The 15,070-nt window shown below is 33.8% G+C and carries 19 protein-coding genes and 2 tRNA genes; 7 read left to right on the top strand and 14 right to left on the bottom strand.

The features are described 5' to 3' along the window. Positions 1–86: 86 nt before the first annotated feature. From hydG to WCG23_11510, 5 genes are all read right to left on the bottom strand, one after another. On the bottom strand, positions 87–1,472 hold the full coding sequence (gene hydG, locus WCG23_11530) for a [FeFe] hydrogenase H-cluster radical SAM maturase HydG (GenBank protein ID MEI8390499.1): 1,386 nt from the start codon (positions 1,470–1,472) through the stop codon (positions 87–89). 94 nt (positions 1,473–1,566) lie between these two features. Then, positions 1,567–2,013 carry a hypothetical protein gene (locus WCG23_11525; GenBank protein MEI8390498.1) on the bottom strand — a complete coding sequence of 149 codons (447 nt, stop codon included), beginning with the start codon at positions 2,011–2,013 and terminating at the stop codon, positions 1,567–1,569. Positions 2,014–2,043: 30 nt separating this feature from the next. Continuing rightward, the gene (gene trpC, locus WCG23_11520; protein MEI8390497.1) at positions 2,044–2,832 is read right to left on the bottom strand and encodes an indole-3-glycerol phosphate synthase TrpC; all 789 of its coding nucleotides are present in this window, start codon (positions 2,830–2,832) and stop codon (positions 2,044–2,046) included. Positions 2,833–2,842: 10 nt separating this feature from the next. After that, positions 2,843–3,259 carry a hypothetical protein gene (locus WCG23_11515; protein MEI8390496.1) on the bottom strand — a complete coding sequence of 139 codons (417 nt, stop codon included), beginning with the start codon at positions 3,257–3,259 and terminating at the stop codon, positions 2,843–2,845. A gap of 174 nt (positions 3,260–3,433) precedes the next feature. Then, positions 3,434–3,709, bottom strand: coding sequence for an HU family DNA-binding protein (locus tag WCG23_11510; protein MEI8390495.1), 276 nt, complete (start codon positions 3,707–3,709; stop codon positions 3,434–3,436). Between the two features lie 531 nt (positions 3,710–4,240). Between WCG23_11510 and WCG23_11505 the strand changes: the two genes are divergently transcribed. From WCG23_11505 to WCG23_11480, 6 genes are all read left to right on the top strand, one after another. Then, positions 4,241–4,314 (top strand) — tRNA-Ile (locus tag WCG23_11505). Between the two features lie 48 nt (positions 4,315–4,362). After that, positions 4,363–4,438: transfer RNA gene (locus tag WCG23_11500), tRNA-Ala, on the top strand. Positions 4,439–5,132: 694 nt separating this feature from the next. Next, positions 5,133–7,196: a transposase family protein gene (locus WCG23_11495; GenBank protein MEI8390494.1), complete on the top strand. Its 2,064-nt coding sequence runs from the start codon at positions 5,133–5,135 to the stop codon at positions 7,194–7,196. An 11-nt stretch (positions 7,197–7,207) separates the two neighbouring features. Then, positions 7,208–7,948, top strand: coding sequence for an ATP-binding protein (locus WCG23_11490; GenBank protein ID MEI8390493.1), 741 nt, complete (start codon positions 7,208–7,210; stop codon positions 7,946–7,948). Continuing rightward, a complete protein-coding gene (locus tag WCG23_11485) occupies positions 7,890–8,981 on the top strand; it encodes a tyrosine-type recombinase/integrase (GenBank protein MEI8390492.1) in 1,092 nt (363 codons plus the stop codon). The genes WCG23_11490 and WCG23_11485 overlap by 59 nt, the downstream gene beginning before the upstream one ends. 401 nt (positions 8,982–9,382) lie before the next feature. Beyond that, positions 9,383–9,673, top strand: a complete 291-nt coding sequence (locus tag WCG23_11480; GenBank protein MEI8390491.1) for a Mor transcription activator family protein — start codon at positions 9,383–9,385, stop codon at positions 9,671–9,673. A 102-nt stretch (positions 9,674–9,775) separates the two neighbouring features. Here WCG23_11480 and WCG23_11475 read toward each other — a convergent pair whose 3' ends face one another. Both WCG23_11475 and WCG23_11470 read right to left on the bottom strand, forming a co-directional pair. Then, complete coding sequence (locus WCG23_11475; GenBank protein MEI8390490.1) at positions 9,776–9,991, bottom strand: hypothetical protein; 216 nt, start codon at positions 9,989–9,991, stop codon at positions 9,776–9,778. Position 9,992: 1 nt separating this feature from the next. Further along, a complete protein-coding gene (locus WCG23_11470) occupies positions 9,993–10,223 on the bottom strand; it encodes a hypothetical protein (GenBank protein ID MEI8390489.1) in 231 nt (76 codons plus the stop codon). A gap of 139 nt (positions 10,224–10,362) precedes the next feature. On the opposite strand from WCG23_11470, the gene WCG23_11465 reads away from it, so the two are divergent. Beyond that, positions 10,363–11,307 (top strand): IS110 family transposase, encoded by a 945-nt coding sequence (locus tag WCG23_11465; GenBank protein MEI8390488.1) that lies wholly within the window; start codon positions 10,363–10,365, stop codon positions 11,305–11,307. Between the two features lie 58 nt (positions 11,308–11,365). Here the strand turns inward: WCG23_11465 and WCG23_11460 are convergent, their stop codons facing one another. From WCG23_11460 to WCG23_11430, 7 genes are all read right to left on the bottom strand, one after another. After that, positions 11,366–11,575 carry a hypothetical protein gene (locus WCG23_11460; protein ID MEI8390487.1) on the bottom strand — a complete coding sequence of 70 codons (210 nt, stop codon included), beginning with the start codon at positions 11,573–11,575 and terminating at the stop codon, positions 11,366–11,368. A 114-nt stretch (positions 11,576–11,689) separates the two neighbouring features. Further along, complete coding sequence (locus WCG23_11455; GenBank protein MEI8390486.1) at positions 11,690–12,025, bottom strand: hypothetical protein; 336 nt, start codon at positions 12,023–12,025, stop codon at positions 11,690–11,692. A gap of 13 nt (positions 12,026–12,038) precedes the next feature. Next, positions 12,039–12,299, bottom strand: a complete 261-nt coding sequence (locus WCG23_11450) for a hypothetical protein (protein MEI8390485.1) — start codon at positions 12,297–12,299, stop codon at positions 12,039–12,041. Positions 12,300–12,316: 17 nt separating this feature from the next. After that, positions 12,317–12,475, bottom strand: a complete 159-nt coding sequence (locus WCG23_11445; protein MEI8390484.1) for a hypothetical protein — start codon at positions 12,473–12,475, stop codon at positions 12,317–12,319. A gap of 97 nt (positions 12,476–12,572) precedes the next feature. Then, entirely contained in the window at positions 12,573–12,986 is a 414-nt protein-coding gene (locus WCG23_11440; protein MEI8390483.1) for a D-Ala-D-Ala carboxypeptidase family metallohydrolase, read from the bottom strand. Then, positions 12,967–13,566, bottom strand: a complete 600-nt coding sequence (locus tag WCG23_11435; GenBank protein MEI8390482.1) for a YiiX/YebB-like N1pC/P60 family cysteine hydrolase — start codon at positions 13,564–13,566, stop codon at positions 12,967–12,969. The genes WCG23_11440 and WCG23_11435 overlap by 20 nt, the downstream gene beginning before the upstream one ends. Positions 13,567–13,586: 20 nt before the next feature. Further along, a partial coding sequence (locus tag WCG23_11430) for a carboxypeptidase-like regulatory domain-containing protein (protein MEI8390481.1) occupies positions 13,587–15,070 on the bottom strand: 1,484 nt, incomplete at its 5' end.

Raw genomic sequence — 15,070 nt, 5'->3', positions numbered from 1 at the left:
TGCATAGGATAGTAACTTAAAAAAATTCTGACTGGACATCGGGGCATGATATACTCTTTAAAAGTTTGAAAAGACAAACAGAATTATTAGCTGTATAAATCTCTTTCGCCGTTTTCAATTCTTGCGATTAAAGATTTGGCTTTTGCCAGAATTTTTTCATCTTTAATTTCTGCTAAATGGCTGTTTATTGCATTTAAACCTGCTTGTTTTGTTTCAGGAGTTGCATAATCTTCAAGATATTCTCTGAAAGTTACCATAGCATTTGGCTGGCAAAATTTTTGTATCAAACCAGGTTTTGCTAAATCCATAAAATCTTTGCCGACTCTGCCTACTCTGTAGCAGCTTGTGCAAAAACTTGGCAAGAATCCTGTTTCAGCAAGTTCTTTTATAACTTCATCAAGGGTTCTGTGGTCTCCAACAGTGAATTGTGCTGTAGATTTGTCTTCGGAATAGCCTCCAGGATTTGTTTTAGAACCTGCACTCACTTGAGAAACACCCAAATTAAGAGCTTCTTTTCTGAATTCGGCTTTTTCTCTTGTGGTAAGAATAAGTCCTGTATAAGGAACAGAGATTCTTAATATTGAAATTATTTTCTTGAAAGTTATGTCGTCAATGGCAAAAGGAGGGTGTTCAGAAACATCTGAGCCGCTTGCAGGTTCAATTCTCGGAACGGAAATAGTATGCGGACCTGTGCCGTATTTTTTCTCCAAATGCTGTGCATGAGCAAGCAAAGCAAGAACTTCGAATCTATGATCTGTTAACCCGAAAAGAGCGCCCACTCCGACATCATTTAGCCCTGCTTCTAAAGCCCTGTCCATCGTTCCGACACGATAGTCATAGTTAGCTTTTAAACCTGACAGGTGCATTTTGTTGTAGGTTTCTTCATGATATGTTTCCTGAAAGGACTGGAATGTTCCTATATTAAAAGATTTTAAGCGTTTAAATTCTTCGACACTAAGCGGAGCGATATTTATATTGATTCTTCTGACTTCGCCGTTCATTATCTTTAATTCGTACATTTTTTGGATAATTTCCTCAATATAATCGAGGTTAACGGTGTTTTTGTCTTCTCCTGCCACAAGAAGAATTCTTTTGTGTCCCATATTTATAATGGCTTGAGCTTCTTTTATGACTTCGTCTACGCTTAATTTTCTTCTTTTTATTTCCTTGTTATCAAAGCGAAATCCGCAATATAGGCAGTTATTTGTACAATAATTGCTTATATAAAGAGGAGAAAACAAAACTATGCGCTTGCCGTAAATTTTTTCTTTAACAATTTTTGCTGTTTTAAAGAGTTTGTCAAGGGCTTCATTGTCATCTATGTTAAGCAAATAAGCCGTTTCTTCAAGGGTAAGCCCTTTAAGCTCAAGAGCATTGTTCAAAATTTGATCTATTTTGCTTTCCGTTGGCTGTAAATTCATTAAATCATTGATTTGATTTTCAGGGATAATTTGTTCCGAAAGTTTAGACATCTTAAATTTTCTACCTCATATTTATACTAAAAATAAAACTCTATTTTCAGTATAAACCCGTAAAAACTTTTTGACCTAAAAGTTTTATTTTTTATTAATGATTGCTTAATCTGTTGCGTATATTGCTAATTTTATCCTGATAAGAATCAAGAGCCTCTAAGTCTTCTCTTATTTGATTTTGAGACCTTATGCATTTTTCTATATCAAATTTTGTGCAAGCTTCCATTGAAACTAAAATATTTCCAAGTTTTAAAGCAGGATTTTGCTGTTGCTCTGACAGAGCATCTTTTAATTGCTGCAAAGTTATTATTTTCTTTTTAACCAGCAAGTTTCCAAGCTGGGTAGATTGCTTTAAATTCCCTTTTTTGGCAAGAAAAGAATTGCATAGCTTAACTGCCTCAATATCATTAATAGATGTTTCATTCGTTAATATACCTGCTTCTTTAAGTGCGTTAGCCAGTACTTCTTCAGGTGTTACGCTAAAAGATTTAAATAAGTCTATATTAATATTTTTAACGGATAAAAAATTAAGCCCTGACATGTTTTTGATTCTTTCAAATTAAGTACACATTTATTTTAACAAATTTATAACAGCTTTTTCAATATGATTTGATTTTATAAGTGATTCTCCGACTAATATTCCATCTACACCGTAATTCTTTAAGAAAGTTACATTTTCAGAATTTTCAATACCTGATTCACTAATTATATATTTATTATTAAGTTTTATATCCTTAATTAAATTGACTGTATGGTTTAAACTGATTTCAAAAGTTTTCAAATTTCTGTTATTTATTCCTATAATCTCTGCATTTATTTCCAGTGCAAAATCAAATTCTTCTTTGTCATGCACTTCAAGAAGCACATCAAGCCCGAGTTCTTTTGACATGTTAAAAAAATCTTTTAACTGTTTTTTTTCAAGTGCTGCAGCTATCAGCAAAATAATATCAGCGCCCATTTCTCTGGTCTGATAAATTTGATATTCGTCTATAATAAAATCTTTTCTTAAAACAGGAATTTTTGCGATTTTTTTAATATCTTTCAAATATTTAATTGAACCTTGAAAAAATTTTTCGTCAGTTAAGACAGAAATAGCTGATGCACCGGCTTTTTGATAAATTTCGGCAATTTCAACAGGATTAAAATTTTCTTTTATAACTCCTTTTGACGGCGAAGCTTTTTTAACTTCCGCAATTAAGGAAATTTTGTGATCTGCTTTATTTTTTTTGAGAATATCTAAGAAACTTTTTGTTTCTGTTGATTTTTTGCAATTATTAATCAATTCATTAATATTGCAAAGGTTTTTCTGTTTTTCAACTTCTGATTTTTTGTACGCTAATATAGTGTCTAAAATAGTCATTTATAATAACTTATTCAATAATTTTTATTTGTTTTGGAGAATTTATAACAATTTCCGGTTTTCCGTTGGCAACTCTAACGATACCTTCCAGTGTGACTTTTTTGTTTTCAAAATAAGCAAGAGGGTTATCTATACCTGCATCAATAAAAGAATGGATATCAAAATCGTATATTACAGCGCTTAAAGAGGTATTAAAATTTTTACCGAAATTCAAAAATATTACTTTAGAATTATCTGAAATTTTGCTGCTGCAAACAGTTCCTGTTATTTTTACATGTTTGCTTGTATAATTCACAAGCTGAATGAGGTTTTCTGCATCAACATTTAGATTTTTCAGGCTGATAAATGCTCCGGCAGGCATGTTAAGAGATAAAATCAACCCTAATAAAATAAATATTTTAAATTTACCCAAATTACCTTTTTTCATTTAGCCCCTCTCATCGTTTGTATTTTTTATTTATTATACTTATTTAAATCAAAAAAGTCATTTTTCTATCAAAAAGTTAATATATATTAAGGAAAGATTTTTGGGAGAATATAAACAAAAAGAAAAGCGGTCTGCACTTGCAGACCGCTTTTCTAAATCAAATTGTTTTGTTGACTACTTAGCAACAACTTCTTTGAATTTTTTGCCTGCGGAGAAAGCTGGAACTGTTTTTGCAGGAATTTTAATTTCTGCACCGGTTTGAGGGTTTCTACCGGTTCTAGCTGCTCTTTTGCGTGCTTCAAATGTACCGAAACCAACTAAGGTAACTTTTTTGCCTTTTGAAACTGTTTTTTCAATTGTTTCAACGGTTAAGCTTAAAATTTCAGCAACTTGTTTTTGAGCTAATCTTGTTTTTTTAGCTATTTCTTTTACTAATTCTTCTTTGTTCATAACGAATCTCCTTTTTTATAACATCATAATTATACTGAATTTTGGCATTAACGCAATACTCTTTTCAAATAATCTCATTAAAATGCTCATAAACGAGAATTTTTTCTTAGCCATGTGGGTAATTAAAGAGTTAAAGTTGAATAGAAATGCTCAAGTTTAGTAAAATCAGTGCACTATATCTAGTACGAGTTATATTTTTTTAATTTCATTAGGCTGTAAGCTGAAAATTTTTCTTCTGCCATGCCAAATTGTGTCTTAACATCCAAGTAAATCCAATATTTTCCGAAAACAAAAGCATGTAAGTAAATGAAATCTCAAAATTATTAAGCCCAGTATAAAACTAAGTATCTATTCCAATAAAACACTAAATATAGGGATTTTATGTTTTTGACAAAAAGTAGACCATTTTTTCTTAATAAAATTTAACGAATAGGCTTTCTAATCCCTGTAAAGAGATTTTCAAAACAATGAATGTGTAATAAAGTACTTGCGTGTGAAAAATTTCTATGATAAATATAGTAATGTCAATTGGGGCTATTAGCTCAGGTGGTTAGAGCGCACGCCTGATAAGCGTGAGGTCCCTGGTTCGAGTCCAGGATGGCCCATTTACAAAATAAACCTTTTTGAGTTATAATTATTTAAAGCTCAATTATGGGGGTGTAGCTCAGTTGGTAGAGCGCTTGCCTTGCACGCATGATGCCAGGAGTTCGAGTCTCCTCACCTCCACCATTAAGTCCACTATCATTACGGTAGTGGACTTAATTTTTGCGGACATTCGCTGTTTTTTTAGCGGTAGTTTGCAGTAAAATAAAACCGCTGTAATGCAAATATACTGCACCTATAAGCCGTGTTTTAGTATTGGGCAAAAATGGGTAATTTTTACCGTATTTCTACCGGAAATTACAACTTAATTTCCGCATATTTTTAATTAATATAGCCGAAACCCCCTAAAATTGGGGTTTCATCGGGACGGTAAAAAGTGGCAGAAATCAAATAAATATGCCAAAAACAGGGGAAGTCGGAAGCACATGGAAGGAAACCCGGAAGAAATTTAGGTATCATCGAGTTTGCTAGCAAAGATTTCCGACCCGTAGCAAAATTTTTTTCATTGAAAATGCAACTGTATTTTTGCTGGGAAACTTTAATTTCAAGTTATTTGCGTAAAATTACATGAAATTTGTTGCGCAGGAGAATTATTTACACATGCAAATATATTTTCATTTTTGCTACGGCACAATAATTTTGCTGCGGGTCATTTAAATTGTAAAAAATATTAATCGGAAAGTTTGCTCGCATAAATTTTTACACGCAGTAAATATTTATTGATGCAATTGCGACACAACTGACGGAACAAGAGTTCCAATTTCCGCATTCCGATTTATCATTGCTACTACGGTGTAGAAAAACATCAGGAGCAATGTATATGAACGAAAAAAGTGTCGTAGCAAATTTAAATTCAGAAATATGGATCGACATAAAAACACTCGCAGAAATTAAAAACGTAACGTCAAGAGGAATCCGACTCGCACTTCCGAAAGGGAAATATGTTTTCAGAGAGACTATGGGGCAGGGCGGTAAAAGTTATGAGATTTTACTGTCATCCCTTGATGAAAAAACACAGGACATTTACAAAAATACTTACTACAAAGAAATTATTGAAACTGTTAATCAAGAACCAATCTTTAAGATTGAAAAATCTGTGCAAACTGAATCAGGATTTATTCCTGAGACAGCAAAAACAATTGCACTTGCACGAGTTGATTTAGTTTGCGATTGGCAAAAGTTCAGAAACAAACAAAAGCCAAGACAAAAAGGCGATAAACTATTTGTTGACCTGTATAACAGCGGTGAATATTTAAAAAATATTTTTCAAATAATAGGAAAAACTTCACGAGGCAGCTTGCAACGCTGGTACAAAACTTATACAGAGTATGAAAGCTGGGAAGTCCTTGTCCCGCAGTATAAATATTCAAGTTTTAATGAATATAGAACTATCCTGACTGAAGAAGAAATCGGAATCTTTTTAAAACTTCTGCTGCACCCGAATCAGTTCTGCATAGGCAAAGCAATAAAACTCACAAAACATATTCTTGAAAAAAGAAAAATTGAAAACGGTGAAGATATTTTGCTCCCGCAGGATGTCACATTCAGAAGATACGCAGATTGGTTTAAAAGAAAAAATTACGATAAATGGATTTTGATGCGTGAAGGTGAAAAATCGCTTCAGGACAAAGTGATTCCCTACATTAAAAGAGATATTTCAAAAATTGCTCCCGGTCAAATTTTAGTCGCAGACGGACATGTACTGAATTTTTTAGTGATAAATCCTTTCACGGGGAAACCATGCAGGGCAGTTATAGTCGGATTCCTCGATTGGAAAAGCGGTTACTTTACAGGATATGAAATTTTACTCGAAGAAAACACGCAAGCAATTGCTTCAGCTCTTCGAATGTCAATTATAAACTTGGATATGATTCCTGAAATAGTTTATCAGGACAACGGCAAAGCCTTTAAAGCAAAATACTTTTCTAAATGCAGTGACTTCAGTGAAGCAGGGTTCAGCGGGATATACACAAGCCTCGGAATCAAACCTGTGTACGCAAAACCATATAATGCAAAAGCAAAAGTTATCGAAAGATTTTTTAAAGAATTCCAAGAAGAATTTGAAAAACTTCTCCCGACTTACATCGGCTCATCAATAAAAAATAAACCTGCTCACCTGAAACGCAACGAAAAGTTTCATAAAGAACTATATGACAAAGTTAATCAAGGATACACTCCAACGATAGAAGAAACAATCAGGCTGATAAATACTTGGCTGGAGTACAGACATTCTCAACCATGTCCTAATGACAGAACCCGCAGCATAAAAGAAGTTTTTGAATCCAGAGAAAAACAAAACATCGATGTAAATAAACTTGATGAACTTATGATGGCACATGAAATTAAGACAATAAACCGAAACGGAATAAGGTTCTTAAATACTGATTACAATTCAGATGTCCTCTACGGTTTACGAGACAGGGTCATGATTCGCTACAGCTTATTTGACCTGACAAAAATCAAAGTTTACACAACCGCAGGAGAATTTCTATGCACAGCAAAACGAGTTACAGCAACACATCCGATGGCTTATCACATGGGAGACATTAAAGACATGCAAGATTTCAAACATAAAATACAAAAAAAGAAAAAACTTGTTAATCGGACATTAAAAACAATCAAAAAATACCTTCCGAAAGAAGATATCAAGTTTTTAGAGACTCAAATAGCAGAGGAAAATATCTCCCAGCAGAATATTCCGGTTATTGAAGTTAAAAAAGAGCCGATTATATTGCAGGACAGATTAAAACCTGTATTCATGAACAACTACGAGCAGTACGAATGGCTCATGAAATACGGATGCACCTCGGTTGACGAAAGAAAGTGGTTGCAGAATTACAAAAACAGTGACGAGTACAAATTAATTTACGCAGATGAAGAGTAAAAGGAAAAATTATGAAAAAAGTTTTTGTTAAAACGCAGAATGTAAAAGCATTTATCTCTTTGATTAATTCACTAAAGGAAAAACCTGACGGAGTTTCAAAGATGGCTCTGGTTTATGGAGAGCCGGGACTTGGAAAATCACGCACAGCACTTTGGCTTGCAGCTCAAAATGATGCAATTTACATACGAAGTACAAATCTTATGACAGGCAGATGGTTTTTAGAAGAACTTGTCGAGCAGCTTGATGATATTCCTCGATACTGGACTTCGGATTTATTCAAACAGGCAGTGAACAAGCTGATTGAAAAACCGCAGATGATAATAATTGACGAGATTGACTATCTAGCAGGGGATCAAAAGACAATAGAAACGATAAGGGACATTCATGATAAAACGAATGTCCCTATTATTTTTGTAGGAATGACTCTCGTGGAGAAAAAACTTCAGAAGTATAGACACCTCTATGACAGGTTATCAGAAATTATTCAGTTCAAATCATTCTCTGCCGGTGATGTGAAAGATATTGTCACTCAACTTTCCGAAGTCGAGATAACTGAATCTGCTACAACAGCAATTCATTCACAGGCAAACAGATTCAGACAAATTGTCAGAGTAATAAATAAGGTAGAAGCAGTCGCCAAGACTAATAACATTCAAGTAATAGATGAAAATATAATGAAGGAGATACTAAAGAATGATTCAAGACAGAATTTTAAAAATAATGAAGGGATTAAACACATTCTCGCAGGATGATATTATCATTATGGCTGACGTTGATGAAATTGAAGCGGATGAAATACTCGCAGAATTTATCAAAGAAGAAAAAATTATTCCCATTGATAAAAACAAATTTAAATATCAACCGGCTCAAAAAAGTTTAACTTTTAGACTTGTTGAAAAACAAAAAATACAATTAGTTAAAGATAATAATATTACTTTCAGACAAGCGGCAGAATACTTTTTAACAAACTATGCACAAGAAAATCTTACTCCGTCAACTTATAAAACATACAGAAGCTTGATTAACAGTAATTTGATTCCGTTCTTTTGGAAAATGGAACTTAAAAATATTACTCAATATAATCTTAAGGAATTTATCGAGCTTAAATCAAAACAAGGGATGACAAATAAACGATTGAACAGCCATGTAACCCTCTTCGGAAATATGTTTAATAAATTTAAAGAATGGGGATTCGTATCAGAAAGTCCTTATAACGGAATTATTAATGTAAAATTTGAAAAAAAATGCAGTATTCAAATATTAAACGTATCAGAAGTTCAAACTTTTTTAAAAACAGCTAAAACCTCTTATCCTTATCTTTATTTGCCTGCCTTAATGATATTATCAACGGGTATAAGAAAAGCAGAACTGTTAGCCCTGAAAAAAGAAGATATAGATTTAACAAACAGAAAAATTAATATTAATAAAACTCTATGTGAAAAAGGACTGCTGTTTCCTAAAGTCAGAACAGTCATCAGGCAGGTTAATATTCCTGAAAACTTAGTATTGAAACTTTATCAAGTTATAAAAAATAAACAGCAAGATGATTTTGTTTTTTATGATACAAGTTTAAGTTGGTTTACTCAGGATAAACGAATCAGAATTGAATTTGCAATGCTTGTAAAACAGCTTAAATTCCCGAGGATAACATTTAATGAACTCAGGCATACTTACGCATACAGTGCTCTTCAAGACGGAATGTCTGTAGATTCTCTTCATAAGCAACTGGGGGATTATTTATTACAGGCAACTATGGACAAGTACGGTGATTTTATCAAAAATTAATTTAATCATAAATGCCACATTTTATGCCTTAATTTATTTGACAATAAGGGTACATAATACGCTAATAACTTGATTAATTGTATAATGTACCATTTATAATGCCGTTTTCTCTAGTTATAATAAGAAAAAACGTTATTATCTTAACCTCTGGATCAATGTTTTTTATTTGGAATTGTATTACAATAGTAATATGAAAAAAGAAACTTAATTAACAGCCCAGTTGATAAGTTTAAACTAAATTTCTTCTGAAAAGATAAAGTATTAATTACAATTTATCTTTTCTCCAAGCAGTTATTGTTTTGCCCTTTTACAAAAATCAGGAAGCTTGAATTCACTTCCGGCAATTCAGGTGTCCATTTTTATATATATTTACAATTTTATAAACATGGAGGCTTCGTAAAATGAAAGCGTGGCTTGAGGATTTGTCAAATATTGAGATGCCTAATGAGGAGATTCAACACCTTGCAGAATTATACGGTATAGAATTTGCCGTTAAGTTGATGCAGGATTTCTCAGGAGTTTTAATAAATGTTCCCAAAAAAGGGCTGATAAAAATCAGAAATCAATATATCTGTAAAAAATATGACGGCTCTAAAATCAGCAGAACCAAATTGGCTTTTGAGTTTGACCTTACAGAAGGTTATATCAAACAACTGGTTTCAACAAACAGGACAAAATATAAAGCTGCGTGATAATAAAATATATTTTTTCATAAAACAAACGGCGGAAATCATATCCGCCGTTTTGCTGTGTTAATTTTAGATTTAAATTTCGCCTTCAATAATTACGTTTAGTTAAGCTGTTAAGGCTTCTGCGTGCCAACCGCATTCTTGCTCAATGTAGCCAATGGTATTTTCAATATCTTTGCCAAATTCTTTTTTAGCCTGTTTTAAGTCTTCGCCGACAGGTCTGCCGCAAAAAAGTTCATATGCCAGAAGAAATAGTTCCGGCTCTGTTGTTGTGTAGGAATCTTCCTCCTGCCAAGTATCAGTCATTTTGTAGTTTTGCATTTTATATCTCCTCAGCTTTCCAACCACACTCTTTTTCTATGTAGGCAATGGTTTTTGGAATATCACTGTCAAATTTTTCTTTGGCTTTTTTCATTTCTTCATCACTATAACTGTTGCAATATAAGTCATAAGCAAGTTTTAATAATTCAGCCTCTGTACGGGTATAATCAGGTTCTAGTTCCTGCTTAGTATTTTTTTTGTGATGTAATAAAAAAGAAGGGTTGAGACTCATCTAGTTCCAGTCTTTACGACTTAACATGAGATTGTCCTTCCCTTCCTCGTTTTAACGAGACTTAAGAAATACTCGAATTCTTCTTGAAGCAGGATTGTCCGTTAAAACATTTTTTTATTTAATGTATGAGGATATTGTTATGAACACAAATTGGGTTGGCGTAGACACTCACAAAGAAACTTTAGCTTGTTACAAAGACGGCAAGTTCAAAGAATTTAAAACAAATCAAAAAGGCTTCGATGCTGCAATGGTATGGGCAGGAAATGACTCTATATGGGCAATTGAAGGGGCTTATTGTTTTGGTAAACCTTTTACCGCACATTTGATCAGAAACGGTTGCGAAGTTTATGAAGTTAATCCTCTTTTAACTTCAAGCTGGCGTAGGACAATTGCTATCAGCAATGCTAAAAACGATTTCGGTGATGCTAAGGTTATCTCATTATTTGCTGACAAGGCCAATCTTCAAAAAATTTCATTTGAGACTATTCAATTAAAAGAAAAAATTACAGCGAGAGATCATTTTGTAAAAGACAGAACAAGAGCCATAAATGCAGTCAAAATGCTTTTTTCAGCAAGAGGTGAAAATCTACCTTTAAAAGATTTAACGACATTAAAAGCAGGAAAATGGCTGTCAGAACACGATGATTTAATAATTAAGCATTATGGAAAAGCTTTGAGGGATTTTACTCAAGCAATTAATGAACTTGAAAAAGAAATTGAAAAGAATTTACCCGAAAAAGTCAAAAAATTGAAACAATTAACAGGTATTGCAGATTTATCGGCAGCAATTATTTATACAGAGACAAAAGGGAAGCTTATTTCACCTGAAGCATTAGCTAGTTATGCAGGGATTGCACCAGTTGATAAATCAAGTGGCAAGACTGTTAGACATAGGAATAACAAAGCAGGAAACCGAAAATTAAATTCCATTTTTTACAGATTAAGTATTCTTCAATCAATTTATGATGAAAAAGGTAAAGCCTATTTTGAAAAAAAACTCTCTGAGGGAAAAACAAAACGTCACGCCCGTAAATGCCTTGCAAGGCAGCTGGTTAGGATTGTTTTTAATATATTAAACTCTTAATTTTTCTTAACAATCACTAGAAATATCTCAAGTGTCAGTTAATTTGTAGTTTGTCATTTTACATCTCCTCCGCATCTTCAGCCCATCTTAATATCTCCGGGTATAAGTCGCCGCTGGTTTCATCATCGCTGTATTCTATGTCATGAATTTCGCCTATCATAACTCCGCCGATTGATTTTACGGCGACACCGTATTTTAGTGATAATTTTGTTAATTCGTTTCTGAATCTTTTAAAGCTTCTGATTTCTTTTTCTGTTAAACTTGTCATTCTTTTCTCCTTTAATTTCGTCTGCATTGACACTGTAACTCTCATTGCAGGAAAAGCGAGTCATTTTACTTGATATAGTCGGAAGTTGAAACAATCAGACATAATGAAAAATTACTAAAATATGATTTTTTCTATATTGGTTTTCAGTTTTAGAATATCGTCTTTGAAAATTCCTTCAGGATTTGTCCGATTGTTTTTACACTCATTTCTATATGCCAATCCTTCAGGAGTCTTCATCAGGCTGTAAGGAATCGAGTAAATATCTGTCCACTCGTCATTTTTGAGAATAAAAGCTTTTGCGTAACATTGACTTGTGTAAGAATCAGATTTTATTGCCAGCTTAATTTTTTTATCATTCAGTTTATAGATTTCTCTGTAGGAAATTGATTGCCCGCTTGATTGGTAGCAGATTTTTTCTATTGTTTCCTCTTTTAGTTTAGTTTTAGACATTATCATTCCTTTCTTAGTCGATTAAAAAACATTCAGGGATATTAAGTGCTTTAAAATCCTGCTCGGATATTTCGTTATAAAGCCGAGCTGTTTTTATATCTTCAATGGTTTTAAGGTTATCAAGGTTTGTTGCGTATGTTCTGCCTTTAGAATCGATTACTTTGGCTCCCATCGCATCCGGTGCATCAACATAGGCGAGGTTGTAAGTTTTTATCAGGACTCCGATATTTTTTCTTTTATAATCGTAAATCTTTGTACCGAATGCTATATCCATCTTTTTTGCTCCTTTGGTTATTTTACTGATTGTTGACCTGCTTTATAGGCTTGCTCCAAGGCTTCTTTTATGTTCCAGATTGCCTGCTCTTTAAAATCAAGGCTATCGCTCTTTCTTGTTTCCAATGTTTCTAAATCTAAAATCGTTTTAGCTATTTTTAAAAGTTGCTCGTTCATGTTTGAATCCTTTGTATCAGTTGCTAACATTGATATATTAACTCTGAATAGCCTAAACAGTCGGAAGTGAAAGCTGTTTCGTATCATTCAGACACGATTATTTATTCCATGCCCAAGCTTCTATGCCGTAATTTGCTCGTGGACGAGTATCAGCGTGTACAAAATGTTTTATGTCGTACCGGATTATCGTGGAGAAAAGTTTTGAGTCTACAGCACACTGATAAATTGTATTGTAGTCAATATCCAGACTTGTTAAATCAAAAGCGTCAGATTTTTTAGTGTCGCATTCATGGCGGGAATTTTTTTCTCCGCCTACTTCTTTACTGCTGTTATGCTTAATGCATCTGCAGGCGGATTCAATATTAAGTCTGATATTCTTTTTGAACCTATTATTCAAGTAATACCTAAACGCCTGCAGGCTGATAATTCCCTTGTCGCTGACATTAACTTTGCCGCAACATTTACAACCGATTTCTGTCTCTGTGAAATTCTCAATTTTTGCTTGCAACATTTTTTGCCTCCGTTTCTGAATTTGTAAGTTTTATATTGTCTTTAAATATCGGTAAACTGCAGCAATCAGCCGGAGTCAATTCTGAAACGCATTTGAACCCCGATTTTGCGAGCATTTCAGGTGTAATAATTTCTGCCTGCAAATATATTGCTCCGACTAATTTTGAACAGAAAAATTTGGAGTAAGAATCTTTTGATATTGTTTTATCAAAAATCTTGTCGACAACTGTTTCTATTGCTTGCGGATAATCATAAGCCTTGCCGATTTGCTCGTTCATAAACTGATAAAAAGAATTCAAATTATCATCAAGTTTTTTGTAGTTTTCATCTGTTAATCTGTAAACATAGATTTCATCTTTTTCAGCTTTTATTTTTCTCGGCAAAAAACTGTATTCGACATCATCCGGGTTTGCTTCGATCATAAAAGGGAAATCGTTGCCAATCTTGTTGTAAAGTTTCACGATAATACCGACATGATTGACATCAGAATTTGTAAAAAGATGAATAACGGCTGCAACAATACTTTTTCCTTTCTTGAAGGCAATCATGTCGCCTGTTCTCAACTCATTTGCTGTTGACATACAATCTCCTTTTTCACTTATTAAACCCATAACGAACCCATTTCATCAGCAGAACTAAACGGTGAATGCTGTAAACAGCAAACATCAACCATTTTTTTGTTCAAAACCTGCGTATCTTTTATAGTTTCAAAACCCGGTGCAGATAAAGTTATTGATACCGTTGAAAAATTTGTAACAACCCTTGTTGAAATATCCATCTCTTTGACTTTTACGTCTAAAGAAACATTTCCGTTAAAATCGGTCGTTCCTGTAAAAGTCCCGAATCCATTTGTTGCAGTTACTGTTGCTCCTTGAATCGGCTTGTTTTGTTTATCCAGAACATTATAATTAAGAGAATAAAATTCCCTGCAGAAGCAATTAACATAAGTTCTTGTAGCAGAATAAGTTATTTTAGAAATATCAAATCCTGTCGCATCATAAACTCCGAGAATTTGTCCCGTTACAGTTCCTGAGCCTTGCCAATTATGGTTGTACGAAGAGCAGTCTTTCAAAACTGCATTTCGGACATTAACGGAAGAGCTTATCCAGTTGATGCTGATTCCTGTTCCTGTATGAACGCAGACATCATTAGGAGTGTAGCCTCCGAGCATACCGCTTAAAAATCTAAAACCGTCAGAATTCCCGCCGATAAAGACTCTTTCGATAATTTGATAACCGCCCAGCATCAATGCTGTGTTTACAAAATTACAGCCGATAATTTCTCCCGGCAGACCGGAGTTTAATGAACTTATTTGAAAATATGATCCACCCTGAACATTAAGCCCATATAGTTTTATGCTTGACCCTGCACCGCCGTATAAATTATTGACAGCAAAGCTTCGAGCTGTTTTTGTGGTTTTAAAAACTTTCGGGATAAGATTAAAATGTCCGTTTACTGCGTTGTTTGCGGTTTTAGTTCCCAGTGTCACGTATGCTCTTTGGTTTAAATAAATATGTCCTTCTATAATCAAAGTTTTATTGGCATCGCTAAAATAACTGTCTGTGACGGAATCTCCGACTTCAAGATTACAGCTCATCATATAGATAATTCCGCTGTTATATCTCGTTATTAAGTTTCTGCCGTCAGTTTGATCCTGTGTGTAAATATCATATAATGCTGCAGGGGTCGCACTTGAATAACCTGATATTCTGTAGGCATAAGTTCCGCCCCTAACAACAGTCGTTATATTTGCTCCGCCTTCAGTTATTCCGGTTACATCAGTAAGTCTGTATCTCAACCAAAATGTGCTGTTACCTGAATAAGGCAAGATGTTTGAGGCAAACCAATCATCGGGCGGATTAAATGTCAAAGTTCTTGAGCCTGCTGCTGCAGTGAAACCGGTTGTTCCGTCCCAAGTAATAAACGGCGTGAGGTCTGAATATCTCGCAAAAAGATGTGTCCCTGCTCCGACTGAGGCCAAATCTATTTTATTTGTATTATTATTGGCATCAACTAATGTCGGGTGAAGCGAAAAATAGTTTGAATCAATCTTTCTGGCAAAATATGTGCCGTTTGCAGTTAAAC

It is taken from the genome of bacterium (assembly GCA_037147175.1).
Classification (GTDB): Bacteria; Cyanobacteriota; Vampirovibrionia; order Gastranaerophilales; family UBA9971; genus UBA9971.
Note: the sequence above shows the minus strand (reverse complement) of the source record. Positions and strands in the feature narration are given on the sequence as shown.

Excerpts from the sequence above, each read along its gene's own strand:
- hydG (MEI8390499.1), bottom strand. The coding sequence starts at position 1,472 with ATGTCTAAACTTTCGGAACAAATTATCCCTGAAAATCAAATCAATGAT.
- WCG23_11525 (MEI8390498.1), bottom strand. The coding sequence starts at position 2,013 with ATGTCAGGGCTTAATTTTTTATCCGTTAAAAATATTAATATAGACTTA.
- trpC (MEI8390497.1), bottom strand. The coding sequence starts at position 2,832 with ATGACTATTTTAGACACTATATTAGCGTACAAAAAATCAGAAGTTGAA.
- WCG23_11515 (MEI8390496.1), bottom strand. The coding sequence starts at position 3,259 with ATGAAAAAAGGTAATTTGGGTAAATTTAAAATATTTATTTTATTAGGG.
- WCG23_11510 (MEI8390495.1), bottom strand. The coding sequence starts at position 3,709 with ATGAACAAAGAAGAATTAGTAAAAGAAATAGCTAAAAAAACAAGATTA.
- WCG23_11495 (MEI8390494.1), top strand. The coding sequence starts at position 5,133 with ATGAACGAAAAAAGTGTCGTAGCAAATTTAAATTCAGAAATATGGATC.
- WCG23_11490 (MEI8390493.1), top strand. The coding sequence starts at position 7,208 with ATGAAAAAAGTTTTTGTTAAAACGCAGAATGTAAAAGCATTTATCTCT.
- WCG23_11485 (MEI8390492.1), top strand. The coding sequence starts at position 7,890 with ATGATTCAAGACAGAATTTTAAAAATAATGAAGGGATTAAACACATTC.
- WCG23_11480 (MEI8390491.1), top strand. The coding sequence starts at position 9,383 with ATGAAAGCGTGGCTTGAGGATTTGTCAAATATTGAGATGCCTAATGAG.
- WCG23_11475 (MEI8390490.1), bottom strand. The coding sequence starts at position 9,991 with ATGCAAAACTACAAAATGACTGATACTTGGCAGGAGGAAGATTCCTAC.
- WCG23_11470 (MEI8390489.1), bottom strand. The coding sequence starts at position 10,223 with ATGAGTCTCAACCCTTCTTTTTTATTACATCACAAAAAAAATACTAAG.
- WCG23_11465 (MEI8390488.1), top strand. The coding sequence starts at position 10,363 with ATGAACACAAATTGGGTTGGCGTAGACACTCACAAAGAAACTTTAGCT.
- WCG23_11460 (MEI8390487.1), bottom strand. The coding sequence starts at position 11,575 with ATGACAAGTTTAACAGAAAAAGAAATCAGAAGCTTTAAAAGATTCAGA.
- WCG23_11455 (MEI8390486.1), bottom strand. The coding sequence starts at position 12,025 with ATGTCTAAAACTAAACTAAAAGAGGAAACAATAGAAAAAATCTGCTAC.
- WCG23_11450 (MEI8390485.1), bottom strand. The coding sequence starts at position 12,299 with ATGGATATAGCATTCGGTACAAAGATTTACGATTATAAAAGAAAAAAT.
- WCG23_11445 (MEI8390484.1), bottom strand. The coding sequence starts at position 12,475 with ATGAACGAGCAACTTTTAAAAATAGCTAAAACGATTTTAGATTTAGAA.
- WCG23_11440 (MEI8390483.1), bottom strand. The coding sequence starts at position 12,986 with ATGTTGCAAGCAAAAATTGAGAATTTCACAGAGACAGAAATCGGTTGT.
- WCG23_11435 (MEI8390482.1), bottom strand. The coding sequence starts at position 13,566 with ATGTCAACAGCAAATGAGTTGAGAACAGGCGACATGATTGCCTTCAAG.